We start from the raw sequence: 25,894 nt of genomic DNA, 5'->3' as shown, positions 1-25,894 counted from the left end.
TTTTTTGCGGTTGTGTTGGTCTAACGTGTTGTGCTCTAGCTCGCGTTGATCGAGACGCACGGATCAATGCTGTGTTGCCGGCTTGCCGGCGGGACTTTCCGCCCCGGTCGTCACGCGTTCAGCGTCGGCGTTCGAGGCTGGAGAAGAGGGGGGCTGGGGCGTCTTTGGCTCTGGAGACGTAGGCTCGGACAATTTGCCGGCGCGTTTCTTGCGCCCGCTGTACTGAATGCTGTTGAGCAGCACCGCCAGCACGATCACGGCGCCTGTGAACACGGTCTGCCAGTAGGAAGAGACACCGATGATGACGAGGCCATCGGAGAGGAAGCCGATCACGAACGCCCCGAGCAGCGTGCCGCGCACGTTGCCACGACCACCGGTCAGTGCGGCACCGCCGATCACGACACCCGCGATGGCGGTCAGCTCGTAGGTGGTACCCGCCGTCGGGCCGGCCGACGTCAACTGAGAAGAGAGCACGAGGCCCGCGATGGCCGCGCAGATGCCAGAAAGCACGTAGACAGAGACCTGGACCCGCTTGACCGGCACGCCGGAGAGCTCGGCGGCACGCGCATTGCCGCCCGTCGAGTAGACCCAGCGCCCGAAAGGGGTGCGCGCCAGAGCCAGAATGGTGATGACCGCCACTGCTGCCAGAATCAACACGCCCACCGGTACGCCGAACAGACGGTTGAAGCCGAGCCAGTCGAAGCCGGTGTTGCCAAGCTCCGGGCTGCCTCCGAGATTGTTGTAGGTCAGACCATCGGTCATCAGCAGCGCCACGCCTCGGGCGACATAGAGCAGACCCAGCGTCGCGACGAAGGCCGGTACCTTGAAGTAGGCGATCAGTACGCCATTGATGGCGCCGATGAACGCGCCGACCGCGCAGGTCAGGATTACCACCACCCACACCGGCGGATAGAGCGTGACGCCGAACATGTCGAAGGTCACGCCCTGCATCAGAAAGCCCGCGACCACCCCGCACAGTCCCAGCGTCGAGCCCACCGACAGATCGATACCGCCGGTGAGAATGACCAGCAGCATGCCGATCGACAGCAACCCGAAGATCGCCACGTGGGACGACATGGTCAGAAAATTACCGGTCGAGAAATAGACCGGTGACAGCGCCGAAAAGATGATGATGATCGCGATCAGGGCGAAAAAGGCTCGCCCCTCGAGCAGCAGGCGCCCCAGATCGAAGCCACCCCGTTGGCGCTCTGCCGCTTGGCTGTGTTTGGACATATCAAAACTCCGTTCGAGAAAAGGCGCTAACGTGTTCTTGTCAGGCGACCACGGCTTCGCCGGAGGCCGCCATGATCTGCTCCTTGGAAGCGTCGGCGCCGAATTCGGCCGCGATACGTCCGCGACTCATCACCACGATGCGGTGTGCGATGCTCAGGCATTCGCCGACTTCGGAAGTGGAGAAGATCACCGCCAGGCCCTGTCGGGATGCGCCTTCCGCCAGCAGTTTGAACACCTCGGCCTTGGCGCCGATATCGATACCGCGACTCGGCTCGTCGAGAACGACGACCCGCGGATGGGTCGCCAGCATCTTGCCGATGACCACCTTCTGCTGGTTACCACCGGAGAGCGATCCGATTTCGGCTTTGGGGCCATCCGTCTTGATATGCACGCTGGCGATCGACTCATCCACCACGCCGCGTTCCCGCGGGCCCGAGGTCAGCAACCAGCGGGTGAACGCCTTGATGCTGGCCAGCGACAGGTTCTCGCCCACCGACATGGTCTGAACCAGGCCATCGCGCTGGCGATCTTCCGGCACCAGCACCAGCCCCTTGGCGATGCGATCGGCGATACTCAGGTGCGAGACGTCCTCGCCCTCCAGCACCACCCGCCCACCGCTCAGCGGCACGCGACCGGCCACGCACTCGAGCAGCTCGGTTCGCCCCGCGCCCATCAACCCGTAGATGCAGACGATCTCGCCGGCACGCACGTCCAGCGACAGATGATCGACCACCGAGCGCTCCGGCACGGCGACATCGGCGATGCTGACGTCGTCCAGCGATAGCGCCACCTCGCCCAGGGCGTGACCGGTCGGCGGCGAGCCCAGATCGAAGTTCTCGCCGACCATGTTGCGCACGATCCACTCCAGATCGATATCCGCGCGCCTGGCGTCGGCCGTCATCACGCCGTCGCGCAGCACGACCGCGTGATCGGTGATCAGCAGCGCCTCTTCCAGATGGTGAGAGATATAGACGATCGACACCCCGCGACTCTTGAGATCGCGAATCACCCGGAACAGCACTTCGACTTCGGTCGCCGACAGCGCCGAGGTCGGCTCGTCCATGATCAGAATGCGCGAATTGACCGATAGCGCGCGGGCGATCTCGACGATCTGCTGCTGGCCCAGGCGCAAATCCTCGACCGGGGTCAACGGATCGATCGGCTCGTCGAGTTCTTCCATCAAGGCACGGGTCTGACGCGCCTCCTCGGCGTAGTCGATACCCATCGCCCCCTTCAGCTCGCGCCCCATGAAGATGTTGTCGCGAACGCTGAGGTTGGGCGCCAGACTGAGTTCCTGATGGATGATCGATATCCCCAGGCGCTGGGCGTCGGTGGTCGAGGCGAAGCGCACCGGCTCGCCTTCCAGCAGGATCTCGCCGGAGGTCGGCTGCATCACGCCGGAGAGGATTTTCATCAACGTCGACTTGCCGGCGCCGTTCTCGCCGAACAGCGTGGTCACCTGACCGCGATAGACGTCGAAGTTGACGGTCTTGAGCGCATGCACGCTACCGAACGACTTGGCGACATCCCGCGCCGACAGCACGATGTCGTCGGCGGGTTCGCTGGCAGGCGCAGGCTGGATGGGAGATGAGGGCATCATTCCACCTCCAGACTGACGGGCGTCACCAGCCAGTTCTTGGGATTGATCAACTTGAACACGCCGGTCACGCCGACGCTCTTGCCGCTCAGATTGGCAGTATCGATATCCGCCAGCACCGCCTGCTTCATGGCGTCATTGATCGACGCTCCCGCATTCTGATACTCGATCTGGTTGGTGAACTCGCCGAACGATATCTCGCCGGTAGCATCGCGCAGGTCGGTGCCGTTGATCGCCGGGCCGGTCTGCACGCGAATGGTGATGTCGTCGGACACGCCGTCCACCGTGACCGGATAGATGCCGGAACGGGCCTCGCCGAAAGTGCCGGTGAACGTGACCGGCACCACCGGCCCGAAGCCTTCACCAATGCCGTACTTCTGTCCCGCCGCAGTGGAGTCATCGAGAACGGCCGATGCCAGCTCACTGGCCTCGACCGCACGCTCTTCGACGCTGGCCTGGATGTCGGGAAAATGCTCGCCACCGTAGGTGTCCGCCGAGAAGCCACCCTCGAGCGCCGCCTCCGAGCCGATCTCGACCACCTTGGTATCCCAGGCCATTATGGCCAGCACTACGACCACGCAGGCACCGATGATCAGACGTCCCTTCAGCTTGTTCGGCGCCGCTGGCCGACTGGCAACTGCTGCACTCATGAAAAGCGTCCTCTTTTGCAAACCTGTCGACTCAAGGGATCAGCACGATCTTCAAGGACTTCGAACCGCTCTTCATCAGCTCGAACCCTTCCTCGTACTTCTCCAGCGGCAGCTTGTGAGTCACCACCCCTTCGGTCGGGAAATCGCCGTTGCGGATCCCCTCGATGACCAGCGGATAACAGTACGGGCCGAGGTGGGAGCCCAGCACGTCGAGCTCCTTGCGGTCGGAGATGATGCTCCAGTCAACGCTGACCGGATCCTTGAACACGCTGAACTCGACGAAGCGCCCCAGCTTGCGAATCATCGACAGCCCCTGCTCGACCGACTTGGGATGCCCGGTCGCCTCGATATAGACATCGCAGCCGTAGCCCTCGGTCATCTCCTTGATGATCGAGACCACGTCGTCGCGCCTGGGGTTGAGGGTCAGGTCGGCGCCGAACTTCTTGGCCAGCTCCAGACGCTCGTCGAACAGGTCGAGCACGATCAATTTCTCCGCGCCCGCTTTCTTGGCTGCGCCGACCATGCCGAGCCCCAGCGTGCCGGCACCGGAAAGCACCACCACATCGCCCAGCTCGATTCTGGCGCGCTGCACCGCATGCAGCGAGCAGGCATAAGGCTCGATCAGGATCGCCTTCTCCAGCGGCAGCTCCTCGGGGACGTGGTAGTTGATCGCCTCCTTGGTGAACTTCATGTACTCGGCCATGCCGCCGTTGACGTTGTTCTGGAAGCCGTAGAGATCGTGCTTCTCGCACATCCAATACTGGCCGCGACCGCAGAAACGACAGTTCCAGCACGGCACGATCTGCTCGGAGATCACGCGGTCGCCGACCGCATATCCCTCGACCTCGGCGCCAACCTTGACCACCCGCCCGATGAACTCGTGCCCCGGGATCATCGGCGCCTTGATATAGGCGGGCTGCGTCTCGTCGCCCCAGAAACTCGGCGCGCCGTCGTAGGACTTGATATCCCCCGCGCAGATGCCACATCCCTCGACCTTGACCAGGATCTCCTTGGCGTCGATCTCGGGGACCGGCACTTCCTCGTAGCGATAATCGTTGGGCGCATAGGCGACCACCGCCTTCATCGTCTTGGGAATATCGCCAGCGGGGCTTGGCTGCGTGGATGCCGCGGTGGACTCGCTCATAAGGGCCTCCCGTAAAAACACATGATCAAACTTCGGTCATATGTTTTTAGCCCCAATCCCCTCAAGACATCAATAGACAAACTTCTAAGACTTTAGCCATAGCATTTTTTTATTTTTTAAATTCAAAAGCTTATAGAAAAAACTAAGGATCGGTTGAGACTAAAGTCATTGATTGTTTTTTATACGCCTCAAGACGAAATTGATGCCGCAAGACGACCTAAAGAACAGATTAATGATCATATGATCAATACCAATAAAAAAGGCGCCGAATTGGCGCCTTGGACAGCAGGACATCGGCTCAACGGTGACTCTGTTCGTAGGCCTCGATCCGATCCACCTTGGGTTGAGATCGACCACCCGACTCGAACTCGCTGCCAAGGAAAGCCTCGACAATCGTCTTGGCCAATTCGATGCCGATCACGCGCGCCCCCATGGTGACGATCTGGGCATCATTGCTCTTGCGCGCACGCTCGGCCGAGTAGGTGTCGTGGGCCTGCGCGGCACGAATGCCCGGCACCTTGTTGGCGGAAATCGCCACGCCGATACCGGTGCCACACATCAGGATCCCGCGATCATGGCGACCCTCCGCAACGGCTTCCGCGACCTTGATCGCGATATCCGGATAGAGCACGGGCTTCGCATCGTGAGTGCCGAAATCCTCGACTTCGTGCCCCAGCGACCTGACGTGCTCGATCATGGCCTCCTTCATGTCATACGCCGCTTCATCACACCCCAGCGCCACTCGCCACTTCTGTGCCATCACTCACCTCCCGTGCTGTCAATGGCGTCGATAGCCGACCGACACATCATAGCCATACACCGCTCATATGAACAACATTCCTTCATATGAGCAAAAGGTCGCGACCGGAAGCGCCAAAAAACGAGGCTATACGACGGTAAAAGCCACTCACCCCGGGGAATCCGACTCCTTACCGAGTGCTATTGGCCCTTGACCATCGCCACCAAAGTCTCATATCGCGCGGTTCTGCTCTCGTTATGATGATCTCTCGAAGCCCTTCATATCCAAATGCGCACCACAAGATCATTTTTTCATCGGCTGAAGCGATCGGATCCTCATCAACCGTCCAGGCCGATATCCACCCAACCGCCCGGAGCGTCGGCCATGACACGTCTCTACAACGATCCTGTAAATTTCGTCGACGAAGCCACCGAAGGATTTGTCGCTGCCCATGCCCAACGTGTCTGCCAGGTGCCCGGCGGGGTGATCCGCAGTACCCGCAGCGAACCCAATACCGTCGCCGTGGTCATCGGTGGCGGGTCGGGCCACTATCCCGCTTTCGCTGGGCTGGTCGGCCAGGGTCTGGCCCACGGCGCGGTGATGGGCAACCTGTTCGCCTCCCCGTCGGCCCAGCAGGTCTACAACGTCTGCAAGGCCGCCAACAACGGTGCTGGCGTCCTGCTCAGCTTCGGCAATTACGCCGGTGACGTGCTCCACTTCGGTCAGGCACGGGAACGCCTGATTCGCGAAGGCATTCCCTGCGAGATCGTCGCCGTCATCGACGACGTTTCCAGCGCCAGTCAGGATGAAATTCACAAGCGGCGCGGCATCGCCGGCGACTTGACCGTGTTCAAGATTGCGGCGGCGGCCGCGGAGGCGGGCTATTCGCTCGAAGAGGTCGTTCGTGTCTCGCGCGCCGCCAATTTCCGCACGCGCTCGATGGGCGTCGCGTTCGATGGCTGTACCTTGCCGGGCGCGAAGGATGCGCTGTTCCATGTGCCTTCGGGCAAGATGGCGGTTGGCCTGGGTATTCACGGCGAACCGGGCATCAGCGAGCAGGAGGTGCCCTCCGCCGATGCCCTGGCGGAACTGCTTGTCTCGCATCTGCTCGAGGAGATTCCCGACGGCATCGACAGCGCCAGAGGCGCCAGGGTCTCGGTGCTGCTCAACGGCCTGGGTTCGATCAAGTACGAAGAGCTGTTCGTGGTCTATCGCCGGGTTCACCAACTCCTCGGCGATGCCGGACTTGAAATCGTCGAGCCGGAAGTGGGTGAACTGGTGACCAGTCTCGACATGGCAGGCGCCTCGTTGACGCTGTTCTGGCTCGACGACGAACTGGAGCGTCTATGGCAGGCGCCGGCGGATGCCCCTGCCTACCGCAAGGGTAGTCTCGAGGCTGCGCCCCCCGTCGATCGCTCCCAGCTCGACATCCCCGATGTCGATGCCATCCCCCCGGCGAGCGAGGTGTCGATTGCCGCCGCCCGACGCGTCTATCAGGCCTTGAGCGCGACGCGCAAGATCATCGACCAGAACGTCGAAGAACTCGGCCGTCTGGATGCCATCGCCGGCGACGGCGACCACGGCATCGGCATGCAGCGCGGTGTCGTCGCCGCCGAACTGGCTGCCGAGGACGCCGTCAGCCGCAACGCGGGCGCCGGCACTCTGCTACGCTTGGCCGCAGAGGCGTGGGCAGACCGCGCCGGTGGAACCTCCGGCGCCATCTGGGGTGTCATGCTCAACGCGCTGAGCGTGACCCTCGGAGATGAAGACGAGCCGACGCCGGCGCACTACGCAAGCGGCATCAGCAAGGCCCGGGACGACGTCATGACGTTCGGCAAGGCCAAGCTGGGCGACAAGACCCTGGTCGATGCGCTGGTGCCATTCAGTGAGACGCTGGAACGCGCCCTCGCCGCCGGAGACGATTTTTCGGACGCGTGGCGCAAGGCCGTCGACGCGGCCGCCAATGCCGCCCAGGCCACGGCCGAGCTGAAGCCAAAATTGGGGCGCGCGCGCCCGCTGGCGGAGAAGAGTCTGGGCACACCCGACCCGGGCGCCGTCTCGCTGTCGATGATCGTCGCCGCCGTCCAGGGCGTCATCGATCGGCAATGAGCCGCGCGGCAACAGACTTGGCGACAATGCGCCGGACAGGGCCGCCTGGGCCCATACCGAGTGAATGATCCACACGAGAACATCATGGCAAAACGTTCCGTTACGCTGGGCATCAGCTTCAAGATGTACTTCGGCTATGCCCAGACGGTGGACTGGTGTCGCCAGATCGCCGATAACCTCGTCCATCACCCTGCCGTCCTGGACGGCAGGGTGTCGCTGTTCGTGCTGCCGAGTTTCCCCGCGCTGCCCCCGGTACTCGACTGCTTTGCCGACACGCCCATTGGCGTCGGGGGGCAAAACCTGTATCAGTCGCCTAACGGTGCTTATACTGGCGAAGTGAGTGGGGCCATGCTGGCTGAAATGGGCTGCCGCTTCGTGGAGATCGGCCATGCCGAACGGCGACGCCTGTTCGGTGAGGATGACGCCATCATTGCCGCCAAGACGCAGGTCGCATTGTCGCATCGTCTGGTGCCGGTGCTCTGTATCGGCGAAGCGGATCGCGGCGATCCGGCCGACGCCGTTGCCGAATGTCGCGGACAGATCGATTCGGCCCTGGCACTGGCGACAGCGGCGCAGCGACAGCAGCCCGTGGTGATTGCCTACGAGCCACACTGGGCGATCGGTGCCGCACAACCGGCGTCGCTTGCGCATATTGCAGCGGTCTGCCGAGGGTTGCGCCAGTATCTGGGGGCGCAATCGCAGGCCAGCGTGATCTATGGCGGCAGCGCCGGTCCGGACCTGTTGACGCGACTGGCCGGCCAGGTCGACGGGCTGTTCCTGGGACGGTTTGCCCATGACCCGGCCGCGTTCGAGGCGATCGTGAACGAAGCTTCGGAACTCGCGTCCAACTAATCATTCACCTCGGACGAGACAATCGCATCGAATCGAGTGATCGCATCCAGCCAGACACATGCGTCACGATGCATGCCAGATCACGTCTCGCGCCATCATCCATATACGATCTAGGGGATCCGAAAGCCAATGCCATCTCGTCGTCAGCTAGCCAACGCCATCCGTGCGCTTTCCATGGACGCGGTACAGAAGGCCAACTCCGGCCACCCCGGTATGCCGATGGGCATGGCGGATATCGCGGAAGTGCTGTGGAACGATCATCTCAAGCACAACCCGACCAACCCGGATTGGGAAGATCGCGACCGCTTCATTCTCTCCAACGGTCACGGTTCGATGCTGCACTACTCGCTGCTTCATCTGACCGGATACGACCTGCCGATGAAGGAGCTCGAGAACTTCCGTCAGTTGGGTTCGAAAACCCCCGGTCATCCGGAACACGGCTACACCGCCGGCATCGAAACCACCACCGGTCCGCTGGGTCAGGGGCTGGCCAACGGTGTCGGCATGGCCATCGCCGAGCGCACGCTGGCCGCGCAGTTCAATCGTGACGGCCACGAGATCGTCGACCACCGCGTCTGGGTCTTCGCGGGCGACGGCTGCCTGATGGAAGGCATCAGCCACGAGGCGTGCTCGCTGGCCGGCACGCTCGGTCTCGGCAATCTGGTCGTGTTCTACGACGACAACGGCATCTCGATCGATGGCGAAGTCGAAGGCTGGTTCACCGACGATACCGGCAAGCGTTTCGAAGCCTATCACTGGCACGTGATCCGCGATGTCGACGGCCACGATGCGGAACAGATCAGCGCCGCCATCGAAGAAGCCAAGCGCGTGACCGACAAGCCGTCGCTGATCATGTGCAAGACGGTCATCGGCTTCGGCTCGCCCAACAAGGCCGGCAAGGAAGAGAGCCACGGTGCCGCTCTGGGCGAAGACGAAGTCGCCGCGGCGCGCAAGCAACTCGGCTGGGAATACCCGGCCTTCGAGATCCCCGACGAGTACTATCAGGCATGGGACGCGCGCGACAAGGGCCGGAAGCTCGAAGCCGAATACGACGAGAAGCTGGCCGCCTACGAGAAGGCGCATCCGGAACTCGCCAAGGAGCTCAAGCGCCGCTACAACGGCGAACTGCCGGCCACCTTCGACGGTGACGCCCTGATCAAGGCCGCTCAGGAGAAGTCCGAGACCACCGCCTCCCGCAAGGCGTCGCTGGGCGTGCTCAATGAACTGGGGCCGGATCTGCCCGAACTGTTCGGCGGCAGCGCCGACCTGGCACCGTCCAACCTGACGCTGTGGAAAGGCGCCAAGGCGATCACCAAGGACGACTTCAACGGCGGCTATCTGCACTACGGCGTGCGCGAATTCGGCATGGGAGCGATTGCCAACGGGATCGCCACCCATGGTGGTTTCATTCCTTATGACGCCACCTTCCTGGTGTTCATGGAGTACATGCACAATGCCGTGCGCATGTCGGCGCTGTCGCACACCCGGATCCTCCATGTCTTCACTCACGACTCCATCGGCCTGGGCGAAGACGGCCCGACACACCAGCCTATCGAGCAACTGGCGGATCTGCGTAACCTGCCGGGCCTGGCGACCTGGCGTCCGTGCGATGCCACCGAAACCACGGCGGCCTGGGTCGAGGGGCTGAAGCGGGAGAAAGGGCCGACGGCGCTGATCTTCTCGCGTCAGGACCTACCGGCGCAGTCACGTGACGAATCTCAGTTGAAGAACATCCGTCGCGGCGGCTACGTGCTGAAAGATGCCGAAGGTGGCAAGCCTGAACTGATCCTGATCGCCACCGGATCCGAGGTGGGCCTGGCGATGGATGCCGCCAAGGAGCTCGAAGGCAAGGGCAAGCGAGTCCGCGTGGTTTCCATGCCCTGCACCAGCGCTTTCGACGAGCAGGACGAGAGCTATCGCGAGTCCGTGCTGCCCAGAGCAGTCCGCTCGCGTCTGGCGGTAGAAGCGGCCATTCCGTCGACCTGGTACAAGTACGTCGGTCTCGACGGCGACGTCATCGGCATGACCACCTACGGCGAGTCAGGCAAGGCCGGCGATCTGTTCAAGCACTTCGGCTTCACCGTCGACAACGTCGTCGCTCGCGCCGAGAAGCTGCTGGGTTGACCTTCGAGGCTCGGATGGGCTGACCATCGACGCCCGACGCAGGCACTCATCGAAACGCCCGGCCCTGGCCGGGCGTTTTTCGTTGGCGGATTCGTTGCCAGCCGGGGCGAGCGCCGCAACGATCCGGATGGGTCGGAAAAGCCATCGAGCGATGGTCAGGCAAAACCTAGTCGGGTTTGTCGTCGACCCGCGTCGCTTCATCCAGGCGCAGAATGGTATGGGCGTTGGTGACGCTGGTCGCGAGCGTATCGATGACGCCCGTGCGTAGCGCCCCGAGAATGCCGGCCGCCTTGGTGTTCTCGGCGGCGATGGCGATGACGTCGGGAATACGCGCCAGATCGGTGATGGTCAGGCCGATGACGCGGCCCTGCATCGGTGTCATCGACGGCCGGCCGTAGATGTCGATGAAGTCGTAGCCCATCATGTCGCCGACGGTGCCGGAAAGCCGCGCCTCGGCGGTCTCCTGCGGCGTGAACCAGCCCATCCGCACCATGTTGCTGTTTTCGCTGAGATCGCCGATGCCGATCAGGGCGAGATCGGCGCGTCGGGCTCGGTCCAGCGTCTGGCGAATGGTCGGATTTTCGTACATCGCGTCGCGCAGCTCGAGATTCTGCACCAGTGCCGGCGCATAGAGCGTCTCGCTGTCGCCGCCGAACTTGATCGCCAGGCGCCGGCAGATATGGTCGGGATTCATGTACTCCCCGGCCCGCACCGATCCTCCGATGGCGCAAACGAAGGAACACTGGCGCTGGCCCTGCTCGAACACGTTGTCCGCCACGGCTCCGACATTGCGGCCCATACCGACGGCGACGATCGCCCCTTCGCTCAACTGGCGGGAGAGATGATCGGCCACCAGGCTCGCCACGTTGGCCCGCTGACCGTCGGAATCGGCATGATCGAGCGCGATCAGGGCGCGCTTGATGCCGAAACGCCGCTTGAGCGCCTGTTCGATTTCCGCACTGACGGCGGGATGCTGACGCACCCTGACGTCGACGATACCTTCTGCCTGCGCACGCTTGAGCAACCGCCCCGCCTTGACGCGAGAGATCCCCAGCCGATTGGCGATGACCTCCTGCGTTTCCCCCTCGGTGTAATAGAGAGTGGCAATTTCCGTCATCAGGGCGATATCGGCGTTTTCGTTGCGCTCGTTCATGCACGCTTCCATGTTTTGAGAAAATCGAATTCTGAAAGGTCGAATCCGGCTCGGCTCGGCCGCCCAACGATACCACAAGCGCCCTCGACTCCGGCTTTCTCGCGGGCCAGGAACGGCGTAGACTATTGGCGGATTGCGGTTCGCCGCAGTCGGTTCTCAGGGCGGGGTGAAAGTCCCCACCGGCGGTGATGATGCGGCGTGGAAAGACGCCAGCATCTCAGCCCGCGAGCGCTCGAAGGCATCGCCTTCGAGGTCAGCAGATTCGGTGTCATTCCGAAGCCGACGGTGATAGTCCGGATGAAAGAGAACGGTTCCCCTTGCTAGGATTTGAAAACCTAATGACGATCCGGCCGGTTCATCCGTCGCTATCGATGTTTCACCATTGATCGACGCTTACCCGCCAGCTCCGACCTCAAGCGGATCCGCAGCCCTGATTCTGGTTAACCAACGTTCAGGAAACGACCATGAATCAGTCCTATCCGCCGCAGCTCTCCCCCCAGACGCTGTCGCAACGCATCGCCTTCATCCGCGCCGACTGGCACGGTGATATCGTCGGCAATTGCCACGCCGCCTTCCTGGAAGCCGTCTCCGAACGCGGCTTCTCCGCCGATCAGGTCGACACCTTCACCGTTCCCGGCGTGTTCGAGATCCCGCTGCAGGCCAAGCTGCTGGCGAAGAGCGGCCGCTACGCGGCGATCGTCGCCTCAGGGTTCGTCGTCGACGGCGGCATCTACCGTCATGACTTCGTCTCCACCGCCGTGATCGACGCGCTGATGGCGCTGCAATTGGAGCAGGAAGTGCCGGTGCTCTCCGCCGTGCTGACACCGCATCACTTCCACGAACACGAGGCGCATACCGCGTTCTTCCGGCAGCACTTCCTGACCAAGGGGCGCGAAGCGGCCGAGGCGTGTCTGACGACGATGGAGAATCTCAATCAGGTGCGGAAGCTTAGCGCCGACTGATCCGGCCCGCGGGGCCTGTGAATCAAGAACACGCCAACAACGGGCGTGGAAAAAAAAGCCCCGCCATCACTGATGGCGGGGCTTTTGCATGACTAACGACGGTTCAGCTTTCGATTTCAGGCTGGCGCCGGTTGCGGATGTTGAGATAGATCGCGAAGGCCAGTGATACCGCAATCAAGACCCACAGGAACATGGCGATCGGGCTCTTGGTGAAGAAGATCGAATAGTTGCCGTAGGACTCGAGACTCTTCACGAAGTAGACCTCTGCCGACTTGCCAAGAATGAAGCCGATGATCAGTGGCACGGTTTCCAGACCGATCTTGTGCGCGACCCAACCAAAGACGCCGAAGAGCAACAGTGTCCACACATCGAACATGATGCCGTAATTGATCGCATACGCCCCGACCACGCACATCATGATGATCAGCGGGTAGAGAATGTACTTGGGAACTTCAATCACCTTGGCAATATGCCGAATCGCAAAGTACATGATGCCGAACATCAGCACGTTGGCGATGACCAGCGCAATGATGATCAGATACCAGGTATCCATGTTATTGCCGATGAACAGCGGTCCGACCTGGATGCCCTGCAGCGTGAACGCCCCGATCAGGATCGCGGTGGTGGAATCTCCCGGGATGCCCAGCGAGAGCAGCGGTACCAGCGCGCCCCCTGTCAGAGCATTGTTGGATGCCTCCGAGGATACGATGCCCTGCGGTGCGCCCTTGCCCATTTGCGAGGAGTCACGCGAAAAGTTCTTCTCCTGGCTGTAAGCCAGTACCGACGCCGCACTGCCGCCGACGCCCGGCAGCATGCCGACGAAGGTGCCGATCCCCGAAGAGCGAACCAAGTTGGTCAACTGACCCTTGAACACGCCGAAAGAGAATTTCTTGCCGCCCTTGAGTGAGATCCGGCCGTGTTCACTGTCGCCCTTGAACCCGGTCTCGGCATCGAGCAGCACCGTGGTCAGACCGAAGATACCGATCAGCACCGGCAGCAGCGAGAAGCCGTCGATCAGGTAGTACTCCATGAAGTCGAACATCAGACGGGTCTCGCCGTTACCGCCCTCCATGATCGAGTAGGTACCGATCAGACTCAGCCAGACGCCCAGCACGCCGCTGAAAATACCCATCAGCAAGTTCGAACAGAGCGAGGCGATGACGGTCAGCGCCAGCAAAATGATCAGGAATTTCTCGACGTTCGAGAACTTGATCGCGAAATCCGCCAGTACCGGAGCAAAGAAGAAAAGAACGGCCGCACTGAAAAGCCCGCCGAAGATCGAGGCGACGATGCCGGTCTTGAGTGCGCGTTCGCCCTCGCCCTTTTGGGCCATGGGATAGCCATCGAACGTGGTACAGATCGACGAAGGCGTACCGGGAATATTGAGCAGCACCGCCGGCACCATACCGCCGGAGATCCCGCCGACATAGAGACCTAGCAGCAGCGCAACGCCATTCTCGAGACCGAAGGCGTAGGTCAGAGGCAGGCAGACAGCGACGGCCATGGTCGCGGTCATACCGGGAATGGCACCGAAAATGATGCCGATCAATGTTCCCGCGGCGATCAGCCCGAAGAACATCGGTGTTAGGTGAGACAGGATATCCATGAGGCGAGTCTCCGATGGTCAGGGCAGCGTGATGCGAAACAGTTGCGCGAGCACATACCACGCAATCGCGGGTGCAATCAGTGCGTTCAACACAATGATCACCACCAGCCGCCGCGACAACTGGCCAACGTACAAAAGCGATAACAGGAACACGAAAACGATAGAGCAGATCAGGAAGCTGTATCCCGTATTGGGAAAGACATCGCTCAACACGCCCATCATGTAGAAGTAGACGGTCGTCAGCGCCAGCGTGCCGAAGAATCGCTTGCGATCGAAATCGCCCTCGCGCCCGGCCAGCACGCGACCCGCATGTTTCAAGCCCGGCACCAGCAAGCGGTAACGAGTCAGCAGAATCGCAGCCAGCAGGATGAGCAGTATCCAAGTGACGATTCGGGGGAAAAAGAGATGCGATTGATCGAAGTCGATAGTCACATCGAATAGCGACAACCATTGGCTTTCCATGGAAAGCGGCTCCTGCGCCGGGGCGTCGCCGGCAGTATCTTTGGTGAAAACGAACCGTGCCGGCCAGCGAACGCCGGCCGGCACGCCGCAGGATCAACCCTTGAGGTTGTTGATGATGTTTTCGTACTTGCCGTTCTTCTGCTGAATCCACTCCGAAGCCTCGGTCGACGGCTTGAAGTCCGGCACGAGGAACGTGCGCTTGAGCTGCTGCTGGAGTTCGTCTTCCTCGAAGACCTGAGCCAGGGTGTCGTCGATGCAATCGATCGCCGCCTGATCCATGTCTTTGTTGTAGAGGAAGAAGAACTCCTTATCGAAGGTGAAGCTCTCGTCGGAGTCCGCACTCATGGGAATGTCGACGTTGGCGTACTTCATGAGCTGCTCGCGAGTCGTATCGCCCATGCCCTCTTCATTGGTCTGGGCGATGGTTTCCTCGGGCGAGGTGAGCCAGACGAAGCGCATCGCTTTCTGGTCATCTTCCGGCAGGTTGGTGTATTGCTCATTGGCCTGCACCGAGCCGTTGATGACGTCCACCGCACCGTCGAACAGCAGCTGGTTCTTGTCAGCCTGCGAGCCGGTGTTGACCGCAACGATGTTACCTTCCTTGCCCGGATGCTCGAGGCGAACCGCGTTCTTGAGCGCGGAAAAACCGAGCTCGGAAACGCCGCCGGGCTGGATGGCGACACGAATCTTCTTGTCGTTGCCGGCTGCTGCGATGATGTCGTCCATCGACTGATAGGGCGAGTCCTTCGGCACCAGATACGCGTTGCCCGGGTTGATGGCGAACGTCGGACCGACCTTGTAGCTCTCGAAGATGTCGGGATAGCCGTTCACACCATAGAGGTTGCCGAGATAGCTGCCATCGTGGAACACCATGATGGTGTTGCCGCGGCGGTCACGCTCGAGGGCGCGGAAGGCGCCCATTACGCCCACGGCGTCGACCTTGGCATTGATGTCGAGCTTCTTGGCGAGCTGGTCGACGACGATGCTGGACGCCTGATAGGTATCACCACCGGTCGAAGTCGAACCGATCACGACGCGCAGGTTACCCGGAATAGGACAATCTTCAGCGGCTTGCGCCGTTGCCGATACGCCGATGGCGGCACTGGCCAGCATTGCCAGGCAGGTCTTGCTCCAAATCGCTTTCATGATGCGTCTCCCTCATGTTCCGTTGTCACCATTCGACGCACGGCTCGCCGTGTCATCCAACCGGTGGGAATCAAATGATAGCGTTATCATCGAACACGTCTTGCACGGTAGAGAAAGCGACTTTGTCAGACAATTCAACTTAAGTATCCCGACCAAAGTCGCATAAGGCTGGCTATGACAACTTGCTGATATCGGGACAAAAAAAGAGCCCGGCCAAAGCCGGGCTCTTGCCACTGACAACCAACGTCTAACGCCGGGTCATCATGTTCAGGCGATCGTCACGTCCTTGGAGAGGTAGACGTCCTGAACGGCGTTGAGCAGTTCGATACCTTCCTTCAGCGGCTTCTGGAACGCCTTGCGTCCGGAGATCAGACCCATGCCACCGGCACGCTTGTTGATGACGGCGGTGCGGACGGCTTCGCCCAGATCGGAATGGCCTTTGGAGCCACCGCCGGAGTTGATCAGCCCGGCACGTCCCATGAACGAGTTGGCCACCTGATAGCGCGCCAGGTCGATCGGATGATCGCTGGTCAGCTCGCTGTAGACCTTGTCGTGGGTGTGACCGAAACCGATCGCCTTGTAGCCGCCGTTGTTCTCCGGCAGCTTCTGCTTGACGATATCCGCCTTGATGGTCGCCGCCAGATGCACCGCCTGGCTGGTGAGGTCGGAGGAGACGTGATAGTCGGTGCCGTCCTTCTTGAACTCCGGATTGCGCAGGTACGACCACAGCACGGTGACCATGCCCAGCTCATGAGCGCGCTCGAAAGCCTCGCTGACTTCCTGGATCTGGCGGCGGCTATCTTCGGAGCCGAAATAGATGGTGGCGCCGACCGCGATGCAACCCATGTCGTGGGCCTGCTCGATCTGCGCGAACATCGTCTGTTCGTACATCGCCGGCAGCGTCAGGCTTTCGTTGTGGTTGAGCTTGAGCATCATCGGGATCTTGTGGGCATAGCGTCGCGCCACCGACGACAGCACGCCGAGCGTCGAACAGACGCTGTTGCATCCACCCTGCAGGGCCAGCTCGACGATGTTCTTGGGATCGAAGTACATCGGGTTGGGCGCAAAGGAGGCGCCGGCCGAGTGCTCGATGCCCTGGTCGACCGGCAGGATGCTGAGATAGCCGGTGCCACCCAGACGGCCGTTGTTGAACAGCGTCTGCAGGTTGCGCAGCACGTGCGGGCTGCGGTCATTGTCGGAGAACACGCGGTCGACGAAGTCGGGACCAGGCAGATACAGATCCTCTTTCTTGAAGCCCGTGCAGGTGTAGTTGAGAAGGCTGTCGGCTTCATCGCCCAGCAGCTTGGCAATATCGGTCATGTTGCTTGTCCTCTGTCCTCAAGATGGGTCATCGGGGAATCTCGACCTGAGCCGCTTCCCTCTCTACCATGGATGGCTACCGAAGATGGCTATCCCGCTCTGCCAAGGAAGACAAATCGATAGTGCCTGTCCCGGCGTCACCATAACGCGCACTACCAGGAAAGGCAGGTATCAGCCCGATGGCGTCGCACGACCGGTCCCACCGAACCCGATCACGCGCTGGTTTACTGAACAACATCTGCCGCCGTTTCACACCGCGCCGCCCGTTCCGACACCCCTCTTCGTCGCGGCGATCATCGACTGACAACGAAATCATCGCCAAGAATAAGCGACAATGCGCCGCAGATCACGTCCGTGCATCATTTCTGCATCGCTCGTCTCTTCTGCCCGACGCCCTGACGGGGGCTATCCCAGATTGTCACGTTTCGTATCCTGGCGACGGCTGAAAATCGTCATGGGAAAGTCTTGAGCCGTTGGCCATGGCCCTGTCTCGAGCATCACTGCGGCCGGGTAACGCCGGGCATTTGATATGATGGCTCTCTTTTCAGCGACCGAGACTTCCGTGATGTCCGTTCTGCGCGGCTTCCTGTGGCTGCTCGCCTTCCTGCTGCTGGGGCAAACCCTGGTGCGGCTGTTCCACATTCCGATGCCCAGCGGCGTGATCGGGATGCTGCTGCTGACCTTGTGGTTCAGTTTTCGCGGTCGCATGAACCGGGATGTCGTCCAGATCAGCCAACCGCTGATCGCCATGCTGGCGCTACTGATCATGCCCGGTGTGGTCGAGATATTCTTTGTCGCCGATCAATTTGCGGATCAATGGACGGCGATTCTGACCGCCCTGATCGTCGGCACGTTGCTCAGCGTGCTGTCGAGCCTGTTGCTGATGCGTCGCTATCTGGCTCATGACGACTTGTCTCACAACGATTTGCCTCGCAACGACACGCCTCGCAACGACGATCCTTCCAGCCCTGTCGGAACCGTTGACCATGAATGAGTGGCTCGATCGCCTTTCACAGTTGCCACAGCAGTGGTTCGAGTCGCCGATCGCCGCCATCGCGCTGACGCTTGGCGCCTATTTCTTCGGCGTTCGCCTGTTCAAGCTGTTGCGCCGCCCCACCTGGTGCCCGCCGATGCTGATCGCGGCGATCGGGATTGCCACGGTGATTGCCCTGCTCCCCATCGGCATCGACGACTACAACCGCGGCGCCAGTTGGCTGATGCTGTTGCTGGGGCCCGCCACCGTGGCGCTGGCCGTGCCGCTGTATCAGCAGCTACCGCAGATTCGTGCCCTGTGGAAACCGATTCTGATGACACTGCCGCTGTCGGCGACCCTGGCTGCCTGCTACGCGGTATTGATAGCGGCGATCATGGGCGCGCCGCAGGACGTGCTCGCGTCACTGGCACCGAAGTCGGTGACCTCTCCCATCGCGCTCAGTCTGGCCGAAGAGCTGGGTGGCTCACGGGCACTGCTGATGGGGGCTCTGCTGACGACGGGGGTCACCGCCATTTTCGGGGTGGAATGGTTGAGCCGAATGCTAAGAATCCGCGACCCCCGACTGATCGGCCTGGCGCTGGGCATCAATGGGCATGCCCTCGGCACGGTGCGCGCGTTCGAGATCAGCGGTGTCGCCGGCGCTTTTGCCTCGCTGGGCATGAGTCTGACCGGCGCCTTCACCGCCATCGTGCTGCCGCTCGTCTGGCATCTTTTCTACTGAACGTCGCTTGTTGGCTACTGGGCAGCGCGCGTTTTACCCGAATCAGCGCTTGATACATGTGGTGCCGATGCCTGACAGCGACGCAGATCCCGCTACGCTGTTAGCAGTCGTCGAATTCCTCGACGTCCTTGGTCAGGTCCGTGCAAAGGAGAGCCACGATGACGATAGCCAGTGACAGCGGTCAGGGAGACCCGACGCTGGTGCTCATGCACTTTTTCGGCAGCTCCCATCATGAGTGGAAAGCGGTCCTGCCACTTCTCGACGAGCGATACCGGGCGATCACGCTGGACATGCCAGGATTCGGCCGTGCCAGCGAGGTGACGGGATTCGACGTCGCCTCGATGACACGACACGTCGAACAGTGCATCGAATCTGCCGAACTCGACAACGTCATTCTGGTGGGGCACTCGTTTTCCGGTCGCATCGCCATGACGGTCGCCGCCAATCGCCCGGCGTGGCTGCGGGCGCTGATTCTGATCGCCCCGTCGCCGCCGGGCCCGCAGTCGATCAGCGAGGAGGAGCATCGATTCCAGCTGGAGTTCGATTTCAGCGAAGCCCAGGCACGCCAGTTCATCGACGGTGCCAGCGAAGTCTCGCTCGCCCCCACGCTTTACCAGCAGGCGGTGGAGGACGCCATCAATGCCAACCCGGCGGCGTGGCGCGCCTGGCCCATGACGACCTATGCCGAGGATTGGCGCGAGGCCGTCGGTAAACTGCCCTACCCGGCCTGGGTGCTGGTCGGTGACAAGGACCCGTCGCTGCCGCCAAGGACGCAACGAGAGCAGGTGATGCCGCACCTGCCGCAAGGCAAGCTCCAGGTGTTTCCCGGCTATGGTCACCTGCTGCCCATGGAGATGCCGGAGACACTGGCCGAAGAGCTCAACGCGATCGCTGTTCAAGCCAGCTCAAGTCGATGAGACCGGGTCGATTAGCGCGGATCGCATAGCCCGGATCGCTTAGCCCGGATCGATGGACTCAAAGGGTTAAGCGCTAGCCGCTGAACGGTAGACCTGAACCCGGCCGGCCATCGGCTAGCGCCGGTGCCCGGCCCGTCACCGCGATGCAGAGACCGAGCAGCCATGGCCATGGCGGGTGACGCGCGCTCGGCGCTGCGGTAGACACGGGCGATCCACCGAGTCTCTGACATAGCTCGAGGAGCCGCTTCGACGCCTCCGGTGTCGCCACCGTGTCGACGGGCCCCGGCCGGTCAGCCGCTTTCTCCCAGCCGGCCAGGCGCTCGGCAACCGCCAATCCGGCCGGACCGGCGTAACGGTAGCCATCGAAAGCCACGCGAGCCACATCGACCAGTTCGCACGCCCCCTGCAGACGGGCCATGCGCAATACGACCCGCATCGCGGCACGGGCCGCCGGGCCGTTCTCGCCGTCGAGACAGCGCCGATCCCGCGGCGAGAGCGCGAAGCCGTCGTTGGCGGCGGTGGCCGGGGGCTGCTCGTGACCGAGCTCGCCGCCGGCGATCACATTGGCAAGGCCCGCCAAGTGCGGCCCACTGAGCACCAGTTGCCTGCCGCGATGGAGCGTGATGAGACGCGCCGACTGCGCCAGGGCAAACCGCGCGGCGTCCAGCACCACGATCGGCACCGAGAGCGACAGTACCTCCTCGGCGACGATGGCACCCAGTGCGATGATGCCATCGGCCCGGTCGAGCACGATCAACGCCGGCGCCTGCCCGGCGTAAATCGCCTCCAGCAGCACCGCGCCGCCGATATCGGAACCCTGATCGTGGGGAACGACCAGCGCCCGCCCGACCAGGGACTCGCCACACAGCGGGTGGTGTGGATCGATGATTTCGCCCCGGCTGGGGTCCACCCCGCCCCATAGACCGAGCGGCGTAGAGCTGGCCATGACGACACCGCTGCCCTCGCCTTCGACCAGGCATTCATTGGCGGAGAGATAGAACGATAGCGACTCAAGACGGCGCGTCATCACGATCGAGCCCCCGAATGCGCCATCAAACGCTGAAACTTCGGTATCGCATTCGGGACCATAGCCATCTGCAACACCACTCAAGGCAAGAAACATCCTCTCAAACTATGGGGCGGTGCTCCTTTCGTCCAGCCTTTCCGTCCAGCGGTTTCCTCTATTCGGCTGAGATTTGTCCTCACCGATCGGTGCCCGGTTCAGGCTCGGCTCGTCATGATCGAATGCGTTAAGATGTCGATCTCGAACCGTCTCCTCAACATCGGGTTAACAGATTCGCCCATGACCTACCGCGTCGCCATCAACGGCTACGGCCGTATCGGCCAGAGCGTGCTGCGTGCGCTGATCGAACGCCCCGATCTCCCGCTGGAAATCGTGGCGATCAACGAGCTCTCCGACCAGGAGACGATCGCCTACCTCACGCGCTACGACACCACCCACGGGCGGTTTCCCGGTCACGTCGAAGCGCGCGACGGCTGCCTGATCGTCAACGGTAGATCCATTCGTATTCTCAACGCCGCCGAGCCGGAGGCACTGCCGTGGGAGGCGCTTGGCATCGATCTGTTGCTGGAGTGCTCCGGCAGCTTCAAGGATAGCGCCACCGCCGAGCGACATCTGCAGGCCGGCGCGGCGCGGCTGCTGTTCTCCCAGCCGGCGGAAGCGGACGTCGATGCCACCGTGGTCTACGGCGTCAACCAGAGCGCGATCACCCGCGACATGCGCGTTCTTTCGGCAGCCTCCTGCACGACCAACTGCCTGGTGCCGATCCTCGACGTGCTGGAAGATGCCTTCGGGGTTTCTCACGGCGTTACCACCACCATCCACTCGGCCATGAACGACCAGCCGGTGATCGACGCCTACCACAACAGCGATCTGCGCCTGACGCGTTCGGCGATGCATTCGATCATCCCGGTGGACTCCGGGCTGGCTCGCGGCATCGGCCGCCTGATGCCGCATCTGGCCGATCGCTTCGAATGTCTTCACGTTCGCGTGCCGACCATCAACGTCTCGGCCATGGACCTGTCGATCTCGCTCGAACGCGATACCGACGCCGCCGCCGTCAACGCCTGCCTGGAAGCCGCCAGCCGTGAGCGCTACCTGGGTCTGCTCGGCGTGACCTACGAGCCGATGGCCTCGGTCGACTTCAACCACGATCCGCGCTCGGGTATCGTGGATGCCACTCAGACCCGCGTGGCCGGCGGTCACCTGCTCAAGCTGCTGTGCTGGTTCGACAATGAATGGGGCTTCGCCAACCGGATGCTCGACGTCGCTCACCACTGGCTCGGACTGTCATCTTCCATCTCCGAACCCGCCACCTCCTCAGGAGAGGGTATTTAAGAAACAGGCGAACAAAGACGAGACAAGGCGAAACCAGATGAAACAGCGCAGTTTACGAGCAGTAAATGAGCATGTTGAAGAGGGTTTCAACGCCGTATCGGCGAGTGCAGCCCTTTATTAAACACCCTCTAAGGAAAGGATTTCATGACCGTACTCAAGATGTCTGAACTGGATCTCTCCGGCAAGCGCGTGCTGATCCGCGAAGATCTCAACGTCCCGGTCAAGGGCGGCAAGGTCACCAGCGATGCCCGCATCCGCGCCAGTCTGCCGACCATCCAGGCCGCGCTCGATGCCGGCGCCAGCGTGATGCTGATGAGCCATCTGGGCCGGCCGACCGAAGGCGAGCCTGCGGACGAGTTCACGCTGGCCCCGGTGGCAGAACACCTCTCCAGCCTGCTCGGCAAGCCGGTACGGCTGGAGAAGGACTACCTGAACGGCAAGCTCGAGATCGCCGAAGGCGAGGTCGTGCTGCTCGAGAACGTGCGCTACAACAAGGGCGAGAAGACAGACGACGAAGCGCTGGCCAAGGCTTACGCCGCCCTCTGCGACATCTACGTCATGGACGCCTTCGGCACCGCCCACCGTGCCCAGGCCTCCACCCATGGCGTGATCCGGTTCGCACCGCAATCCTGCGCCGGCCCGCTGCTGGCCAACGAGCTCGACGCGCTGGAGAAGGCGCTCAGCGCACCCAAACGCCCGATGGCCGCCATCGTCGGTGGCTCCAAGGTGTCGACCAAGCTCGACGTGCTCTATTCACTGTCGGAGAAGTGCGATCAGTTGATCGTCGGTGGCGGTATCGCCAACACCTTCATCGCGGCGGCGGGCTATGGCGTGGGCAAATCGCTCTATGAAGCGGATCTGGTCGACAAGGCCAAGGAGCTGATGGACAAGGTCGAGATCCCGCTACCCACCGATGTCGTCGTCGCCACCGAGTTTTCCGAATCTGCCACGGCAACGGTCAAGCCGGTCGATCAGGTCGGCGATGACGAGATGATCCTGGATATCGGACCGGAGACCGCAAAACACCTCGCCAGCCTGCTGGAAAATGCCGGCACGATCCTGTGGAACGGCCCGGTCGGCGTGTTCGAGATCGATCAGTTCGGCAAGGGCACCGAAGTGCTGTCGAAGGCGATTGCCGCAAGCCCGGGATTCTCCATCGCCGGCGGTGGCGACACCCTGGCCGCCATCGACAAGTATGGTATCGCCGATCAGGTCTCCTATATCTCCACCGGCGGCGGGGCCTTCCTCGAATACGTCGAAGGCAAGACCTTGCCCGCGGTAGCGGCACTGGAAAAAGCCGCGCAGGAAAAAGCCGCGCAGGAAAAAGCCGCCAAGTAACGAAGGCTTTCGATCAGGTGATAGACACGACACCGGTCCTCGGGCCGGTGTCGTCTCGTTCGGCCACCACTTATCCCATCACGGAGCCGCCTGGGTCTCGTCCTGGCCGCTCTCCAAGCGGCTGCCCTCACGCGCAGGCAACATCAACGGCGTGCGCGATGGAAATAGCCGTGCATGGTCCTTCAGGAGAAGGTCGTAACATTCGCAGGCGGCCATTTCCAACCCCTGCCGGTCCAGTATTGTGATGTCACCCCGACGGTAACGAATGAGTCGGCGCGATTGCAGGGTACCTGCTGCAAGGGTGACACCACTTCTACGGACGCCAAGCATGTCTGCGAGAAATTCGTGGGTCAGGTGGAAGTGGTCGGCGTGAGCGCGATCCTGAGTCATCAGTAACCAGCGCGCCAAACGTGGCTCGATGTCGTGAAAATGGGCGCAGGCAGCATTTTGCGTCAATTGGGCAATTTGTACGTAAAGATAATGCTTGAGTGTCCGTTGTAATATCTGGTTATTGTTCAGAATGCGGTGCAAGCCAATGGTACTTATACGCAGAGCCGCGCCCGGCCCCTGAACCACCGCTCGGCACGAGGCGGTGTTGACGCCGAGTACCAGCGTGGCGCCAAGCATACCCTCGTTACCCATCAATCCCAGCGCCAATGGATGGTTGCCACCGAGGGTAGTGACCAGAGAGATAAAGCAAGTCGTCGGGAAATATAGATACCGAAAAGAGTGATCGCTTTCACAGAGAACGCTACCAAACGCCAGCTCTACCGCTTCGCATTGCTCGACAACACTGCTTCGCTCGTTATCCGGAAGGCAGTCAAGCAACTGATTGGTCATCGACGTTGGAGGTGCAACTGACATGGAGGTTTTCCAGCAGCACAGGAGTAGAGAATTTCGGCGTGAGAAAGGTGCCTGGACGATCCCGCTTCACCCAGATTGCATGTCTAAAGGACAGCAGTCTGTTCGTTACAGCACGCAGCGTCAGGCTGCGCCGGCGCTTTCGGCGCACTGACACAATCTAGAACCGATAAGGCTTTTCCTGGTCATATCGACCTTGCATCGGTGCCATTTTTTCCTGGCTTGCCCGATGCTTTTCAGGTGCGCCCTGGCTCACAGCTATCGGATGAAATCCGGCTTTGCCTGGATATCGTCCATCGATTCGAACTCTGGCATGGATGAGTCGCAAGAGAATGACGCAAGCGACATCAAAAGTGATCTGACAATAATCGGTCGGTTTCCTTTTTCACCACGGCATAACACTCACAACTTAGCTGCTCGAGTCTGGGCCGATCCAGTACCGTGATGTGACCACGCCGGTATTCGATAACGCCCAGCTTTTGCAACTTGCCCGCGGCCTCGGTGACGCCCTCGCGGCGAACACCCAGCATGTTGGCGATCAACTCCTGCGTCATGGTTATCTGATTGTCTGGCAGACGATCCAGCGACAGTAGTAGCCAGCGACACAGCTGCTGATCGATAGAATGGTGGCGGTTGCACACCGCTGTCTGCGACATCTGGGTAATCAATGCCTGGGTGTAGCGCAACATCAGTACCAGCATCTCGCCGTGACGATTGAACTCATCCTTGAGCCGCTGCCCGAGTAATCGAAATGCATAGCCGCCGCTCTGTACTATGGCGCGGCTCGGGGTGCTCTCCCCACCCATGAACAAAGCGATACCGACGACCCCTTCGTTACCGACGACGGAGATCTCCGCCGAGGCACCACTTTCCATCACATAGAGCAGCGAAATGATTGAATCAGTGGGGAAATACACATATCGCATGGTTTCTCCGGATTCGTACATCACCTTGCCCAATGGCAGTGAAACCAGCTCGAGATGATCGACCAGGCGTTTCTTCGACTCATGAGGCAAGGCAGCCAATAAGAGATTCTGCTGCGGTCGCGGTAACTCAGGCATCGCAGCCTCCAGCCGAGGAGATCGGCCTGATGGGAAAACCTGATGGAAAAACACAGGGCTGAAGCGCCCACATTCTGTTCGATGGCGTACATAACGAGAGCCAATAGTGGACCCCCAGAGTCGGTTATGCGATCCCCCTGTGCTCCAAGCATGGGGTAGTGCCGAAAAAGGTTGATCCAGGTCAATCAGGTGAACAGGGGCGCAACTCTCTAAAAGTAGAAGCCCAGATCCCCGCTGGGAACTCTTGTGTTCGCTAGCGCACGGTGGATATCTCTGCCTACAGGCATGATGACCATTGCTCATGATCTGGCATGCATAAGCATCACCTGTTCGGGGTGGATGAGCGACAACTGACAGGAGGGCCCGGAATGACAGCGTCTGAATCTGGTCCCAAGTCCGACGTGGGCAATCTTGGCACCATCGTCACCGTCCGTGGCAGCGTCATCGACATTCGCTTCGACGGGACACTACCGCCGGTCAATAGCCTACTGCATGCGGGCGACGGTGATCGGGTCACTATCGAGGTGCTGGCTCAACGCGATGAGC

General features: G+C 61.3%; 22 protein-coding genes and 1 riboswitch. Of the genes, 9 read left to right on the top strand and 13 right to left on the bottom strand.

Features of this window, described 5'->3' with window-relative positions; all coding sequences use genetic code 11:
* Nucleotides 1–63: 63 nt before the first annotated feature.
* The 5 genes from BTW07_RS17335 to rpiB all read right to left on the bottom strand — a co-directional run bounded on the left by BTW07_RS17335 (nucleotide 64) and on the right by rpiB (nucleotide 5,384).
* Entirely contained in the window at nucleotides 64–1,233 is a 1,170-nt protein-coding gene (locus tag BTW07_RS17335) for an ABC transporter permease (protein ID WP_075571428.1), read from the bottom strand.
* 40 nt (nucleotides 1,234–1,273) lie between these two features.
* Complete coding sequence (locus BTW07_RS17330) at nucleotides 1,274–2,830, bottom strand: sugar ABC transporter ATP-binding protein (RefSeq protein WP_075571440.1); 1,557 nt, start codon at nucleotides 2,828–2,830, stop codon at nucleotides 1,274–1,276.
* Entirely contained in the window at nucleotides 2,830–3,480 is a 651-nt protein-coding gene (locus BTW07_RS17325) for a DUF2291 family protein (protein ID WP_075571427.1), read from the bottom strand. The genes BTW07_RS17330 and BTW07_RS17325 overlap by 1 nt, the downstream gene beginning before the upstream one ends.
* Nucleotides 3,481–3,511: 31 nt before the next feature.
* Nucleotides 3,512–4,624, bottom strand: coding sequence for an MDR/zinc-dependent alcohol dehydrogenase-like family protein (locus BTW07_RS17320; protein WP_075571426.1), 1,113 nt, complete (start codon nucleotides 4,622–4,624; stop codon nucleotides 3,512–3,514).
* 298 nt (nucleotides 4,625–4,922) lie between these two features.
* Nucleotides 4,923–5,384: a ribose 5-phosphate isomerase B gene (rpiB, locus tag BTW07_RS17315; protein ID WP_075571425.1), complete on the bottom strand. Its 462-nt coding sequence runs from the start codon at nucleotides 5,382–5,384 to the stop codon at nucleotides 4,923–4,925.
* Nucleotides 5,385–5,747: 363 nt separating this feature from the next.
* Between rpiB and BTW07_RS17310 the strand changes: the two genes are divergently transcribed.
* The 3 genes from BTW07_RS17310 (at nucleotide 5,748) to tkt (ending at nucleotide 10,448) form a co-directional block, all read left to right on the top strand.
* Entirely contained in the window at nucleotides 5,748–7,472 is a 1,725-nt protein-coding gene (locus BTW07_RS17310; protein WP_075571424.1) for a dihydroxyacetone kinase family protein, read from the top strand.
* Between the two features lie 84 nt (nucleotides 7,473–7,556).
* On the top strand, nucleotides 7,557–8,324 hold the full coding sequence (locus tag BTW07_RS17305) for a triose-phosphate isomerase family protein (protein ID WP_075571423.1): 768 nt from the start codon (nucleotides 7,557–7,559) through the stop codon (nucleotides 8,322–8,324).
* A 129-nt stretch (nucleotides 8,325–8,453) separates the two neighbouring features.
* On the top strand, nucleotides 8,454–10,448 hold the full coding sequence (gene tkt / locus BTW07_RS17300; RefSeq protein ID WP_075571422.1) for a transketolase: 1,995 nt from the start codon (nucleotides 8,454–8,456) through the stop codon (nucleotides 10,446–10,448).
* 166 nt (nucleotides 10,449–10,614) lie between these two features.
* Here tkt and BTW07_RS17295 read toward each other — a convergent pair whose 3' ends face one another.
* Nucleotides 10,615–11,601, bottom strand: a complete 987-nt coding sequence (locus tag BTW07_RS17295; RefSeq protein ID WP_075571421.1) for a sugar-binding transcriptional regulator — start codon at nucleotides 11,599–11,601, stop codon at nucleotides 10,615–10,617.
* Nucleotides 11,602–11,749: 148 nt separating this feature from the next.
* A riboswitch (FMN riboswitch) is annotated at nucleotides 11,750–11,914 on the top strand.
* Nucleotides 11,915–12,065: 151 nt separating this feature from the next.
* Here BTW07_RS17295 and BTW07_RS17290 point away from each other — a divergent pair.
* Complete coding sequence (locus BTW07_RS17290; RefSeq protein ID WP_075571420.1) at nucleotides 12,066–12,563, top strand: 6,7-dimethyl-8-ribityllumazine synthase; 498 nt, start codon at nucleotides 12,066–12,068, stop codon at nucleotides 12,561–12,563.
* 103 nt (nucleotides 12,564–12,666) lie between these two features.
* On the opposite strand, the gene BTW07_RS17285 is transcribed toward BTW07_RS17290, so the two are convergent.
* From BTW07_RS17285 to BTW07_RS17270, 4 genes are all read right to left on the bottom strand, one after another.
* Nucleotides 12,667–14,169 (bottom strand): tripartite tricarboxylate transporter permease, encoded by a 1,503-nt coding sequence (locus BTW07_RS17285; protein WP_075571419.1) that lies wholly within the window; start codon nucleotides 14,167–14,169, stop codon nucleotides 12,667–12,669.
* Nucleotides 14,170–14,187: 18 nt separating this feature from the next.
* Nucleotides 14,188–14,631, bottom strand: a complete 444-nt coding sequence (locus tag BTW07_RS17280; RefSeq protein ID WP_075571439.1) for a tripartite tricarboxylate transporter TctB family protein — start codon at nucleotides 14,629–14,631, stop codon at nucleotides 14,188–14,190.
* Between the two features lie 93 nt (nucleotides 14,632–14,724).
* Complete coding sequence (locus BTW07_RS17275) at nucleotides 14,725–15,777, bottom strand: type 2 periplasmic-binding domain-containing protein (RefSeq protein WP_075571418.1); 1,053 nt, start codon at nucleotides 15,775–15,777, stop codon at nucleotides 14,725–14,727.
* 267 nt (nucleotides 15,778–16,044) lie between these two features.
* Nucleotides 16,045–17,097 carry a class I fructose-bisphosphate aldolase gene (locus BTW07_RS17270; RefSeq protein WP_075571417.1) on the bottom strand — a complete coding sequence of 351 codons (1,053 nt, stop codon included), beginning with the start codon at nucleotides 17,095–17,097 and terminating at the stop codon, nucleotides 16,045–16,047.
* 565 nt (nucleotides 17,098–17,662) lie between these two features.
* Here BTW07_RS17270 and BTW07_RS17265 point away from each other — a divergent pair.
* The 3 genes from BTW07_RS17265 to BTW07_RS17255 all read left to right on the top strand — a co-directional run bounded on the left by BTW07_RS17265 (nucleotide 17,663) and on the right by BTW07_RS17255 (nucleotide 19,729).
* Nucleotides 17,663–18,091, top strand: a complete 429-nt coding sequence (locus tag BTW07_RS17265) for a CidA/LrgA family protein (protein WP_083942011.1) — start codon at nucleotides 17,663–17,665, stop codon at nucleotides 18,089–18,091.
* Nucleotides 18,084–18,812 (top strand): LrgB family protein, encoded by a 729-nt coding sequence (locus tag BTW07_RS17260; protein WP_075571415.1) that lies wholly within the window; start codon nucleotides 18,084–18,086, stop codon nucleotides 18,810–18,812. Before BTW07_RS17265 ends, BTW07_RS17260 begins: the two co-directional genes overlap by 8 nt.
* Nucleotides 18,813–18,970: 158 nt before the next feature.
* The gene (locus tag BTW07_RS17255) at nucleotides 18,971–19,729 is read left to right on the top strand and encodes an alpha/beta fold hydrolase (protein ID WP_075571414.1); all 759 of its coding nucleotides are present in this window, start codon (nucleotides 18,971–18,973) and stop codon (nucleotides 19,727–19,729) included.
* Between the two features lie 73 nt (nucleotides 19,730–19,802).
* On the opposite strand, the gene BTW07_RS17250 is transcribed toward BTW07_RS17255, so the two are convergent.
* The gene (locus BTW07_RS17250) at nucleotides 19,803–20,756 is read right to left on the bottom strand and encodes an aconitase X swivel domain-containing protein (RefSeq protein WP_158025892.1); all 954 of its coding nucleotides are present in this window, start codon (nucleotides 20,754–20,756) and stop codon (nucleotides 19,803–19,805) included.
* A 276-nt stretch (nucleotides 20,757–21,032) separates the two neighbouring features.
* Here BTW07_RS17250 and BTW07_RS17245 point away from each other — a divergent pair, with 276 nt between their 5' ends.
* Together BTW07_RS17245 and BTW07_RS17240 are read left to right on the top strand one after the other, a co-directional pair.
* The gene (locus BTW07_RS17245) at nucleotides 21,033–22,088 is read left to right on the top strand and encodes a type I glyceraldehyde-3-phosphate dehydrogenase (protein ID WP_075571438.1); all 1,056 of its coding nucleotides are present in this window, start codon (nucleotides 21,033–21,035) and stop codon (nucleotides 22,086–22,088) included.
* Between the two features lie 144 nt (nucleotides 22,089–22,232).
* Complete coding sequence (locus tag BTW07_RS17240) at nucleotides 22,233–23,426, top strand: phosphoglycerate kinase (RefSeq protein ID WP_075571412.1); 1,194 nt, start codon at nucleotides 22,233–22,235, stop codon at nucleotides 23,424–23,426.
* Nucleotides 23,427–23,504: 78 nt separating this feature from the next.
* Here the strand turns inward: BTW07_RS17240 and BTW07_RS17235 are convergent, their stop codons facing one another.
* Together BTW07_RS17235 and BTW07_RS17230 are read right to left on the bottom strand one after the other, a co-directional pair.
* Entirely contained in the window at nucleotides 23,505–24,290 is a 786-nt protein-coding gene (locus tag BTW07_RS17235) for a Crp/Fnr family transcriptional regulator (protein ID WP_075571411.1), read from the bottom strand.
* A gap of 344 nt (nucleotides 24,291–24,634) precedes the next feature.
* Nucleotides 24,635–25,348 (bottom strand): Crp/Fnr family transcriptional regulator, encoded by a 714-nt coding sequence (locus BTW07_RS17230; RefSeq protein ID WP_075571410.1) that lies wholly within the window; start codon nucleotides 25,346–25,348, stop codon nucleotides 24,635–24,637.
* Between the last annotated feature and the right edge of the window lie 546 nt (nucleotides 25,349–25,894).

This window comes from Salinicola socius (genome assembly GCF_001937195.1).
Classification (GTDB): Bacteria; Pseudomonadota; Gammaproteobacteria; order Pseudomonadales; family Halomonadaceae; genus Salinicola; species Salinicola socius.
The sequence above is the reverse complement of the archived record's forward strand: the minus strand, read 5'-3'. Positions and strand labels throughout refer to the sequence as shown.

Bases quoted from the DNA above. Each gene is read 5' to 3' on its own strand.
- BTW07_RS17335 (WP_075571428.1), bottom strand. From the start codon at position 1,233: ATGTCCAAACACAGCCAAGCGGCAGAGCGCCAACGGGGTGGCTTCGAT.
- BTW07_RS17330 (WP_075571440.1), bottom strand. From the start codon at position 2,830: ATGCCCTCATCTCCCATCCAGCCTGCGCCTGCCAGCGAACCCGCCGAC.
- BTW07_RS17325 (WP_075571427.1), bottom strand. From the start codon at position 3,480: ATGAGTGCAGCAGTTGCCAGTCGGCCAGCGGCGCCGAACAAGCTGAAG.
- BTW07_RS17320 (WP_075571426.1), bottom strand. From the start codon at position 4,624: ATGAGCGAGTCCACCGCGGCATCCACGCAGCCAAGCCCCGCTGGCGAT.
- rpiB (WP_075571425.1), bottom strand. From the start codon at position 5,384: ATGGCACAGAAGTGGCGAGTGGCGCTGGGGTGTGATGAAGCGGCGTAT.
- BTW07_RS17310 (WP_075571424.1), top strand. From the start codon at position 5,748: ATGACACGTCTCTACAACGATCCTGTAAATTTCGTCGACGAAGCCACC.
- BTW07_RS17305 (WP_075571423.1), top strand. From the start codon at position 7,557: ATGGCAAAACGTTCCGTTACGCTGGGCATCAGCTTCAAGATGTACTTC.
- tkt (WP_075571422.1), top strand. From the start codon at position 8,454: ATGCCATCTCGTCGTCAGCTAGCCAACGCCATCCGTGCGCTTTCCATG.
- BTW07_RS17295 (WP_075571421.1), bottom strand. From the start codon at position 11,601: ATGAACGAGCGCAACGAAAACGCCGATATCGCCCTGATGACGGAAATT.
- BTW07_RS17290 (WP_075571420.1), top strand. From the start codon at position 12,066: ATGAATCAGTCCTATCCGCCGCAGCTCTCCCCCCAGACGCTGTCGCAA.
- BTW07_RS17285 (WP_075571419.1), bottom strand. From the start codon at position 14,169: ATGGATATCCTGTCTCACCTAACACCGATGTTCTTCGGGCTGATCGCC.
- BTW07_RS17280 (WP_075571439.1), bottom strand. From the start codon at position 14,631: ATGGAAAGCCAATGGTTGTCGCTATTCGATGTGACTATCGACTTCGAT.
- BTW07_RS17275 (WP_075571418.1), bottom strand. From the start codon at position 15,777: ATGAAAGCGATTTGGAGCAAGACCTGCCTGGCAATGCTGGCCAGTGCC.
- BTW07_RS17270 (WP_075571417.1), bottom strand. From the start codon at position 17,097: ATGACCGATATTGCCAAGCTGCTGGGCGATGAAGCCGACAGCCTTCTC.
- BTW07_RS17265 (WP_083942011.1), top strand. From the start codon at position 17,663: ATGTCCGTTCTGCGCGGCTTCCTGTGGCTGCTCGCCTTCCTGCTGCTG.
- BTW07_RS17260 (WP_075571415.1), top strand. From the start codon at position 18,084: ATGAATGAGTGGCTCGATCGCCTTTCACAGTTGCCACAGCAGTGGTTC.
- BTW07_RS17255 (WP_075571414.1), top strand. From the start codon at position 18,971: ATGACGATAGCCAGTGACAGCGGTCAGGGAGACCCGACGCTGGTGCTC.
- BTW07_RS17250 (WP_158025892.1), bottom strand. From the start codon at position 20,756: ATGACGCGCCGTCTTGAGTCGCTATCGTTCTATCTCTCCGCCAATGAA.
- BTW07_RS17245 (WP_075571438.1), top strand. From the start codon at position 21,033: ATGACCTACCGCGTCGCCATCAACGGCTACGGCCGTATCGGCCAGAGC.
- BTW07_RS17240 (WP_075571412.1), top strand. From the start codon at position 22,233: ATGACCGTACTCAAGATGTCTGAACTGGATCTCTCCGGCAAGCGCGTG.
- BTW07_RS17235 (WP_075571411.1), bottom strand. From the start codon at position 24,290: ATGTCAGTTGCACCTCCAACGTCGATGACCAATCAGTTGCTTGACTGC.
- BTW07_RS17230 (WP_075571410.1), bottom strand. From the start codon at position 25,348: ATGCCTGAGTTACCGCGACCGCAGCAGAATCTCTTATTGGCTGCCTTG.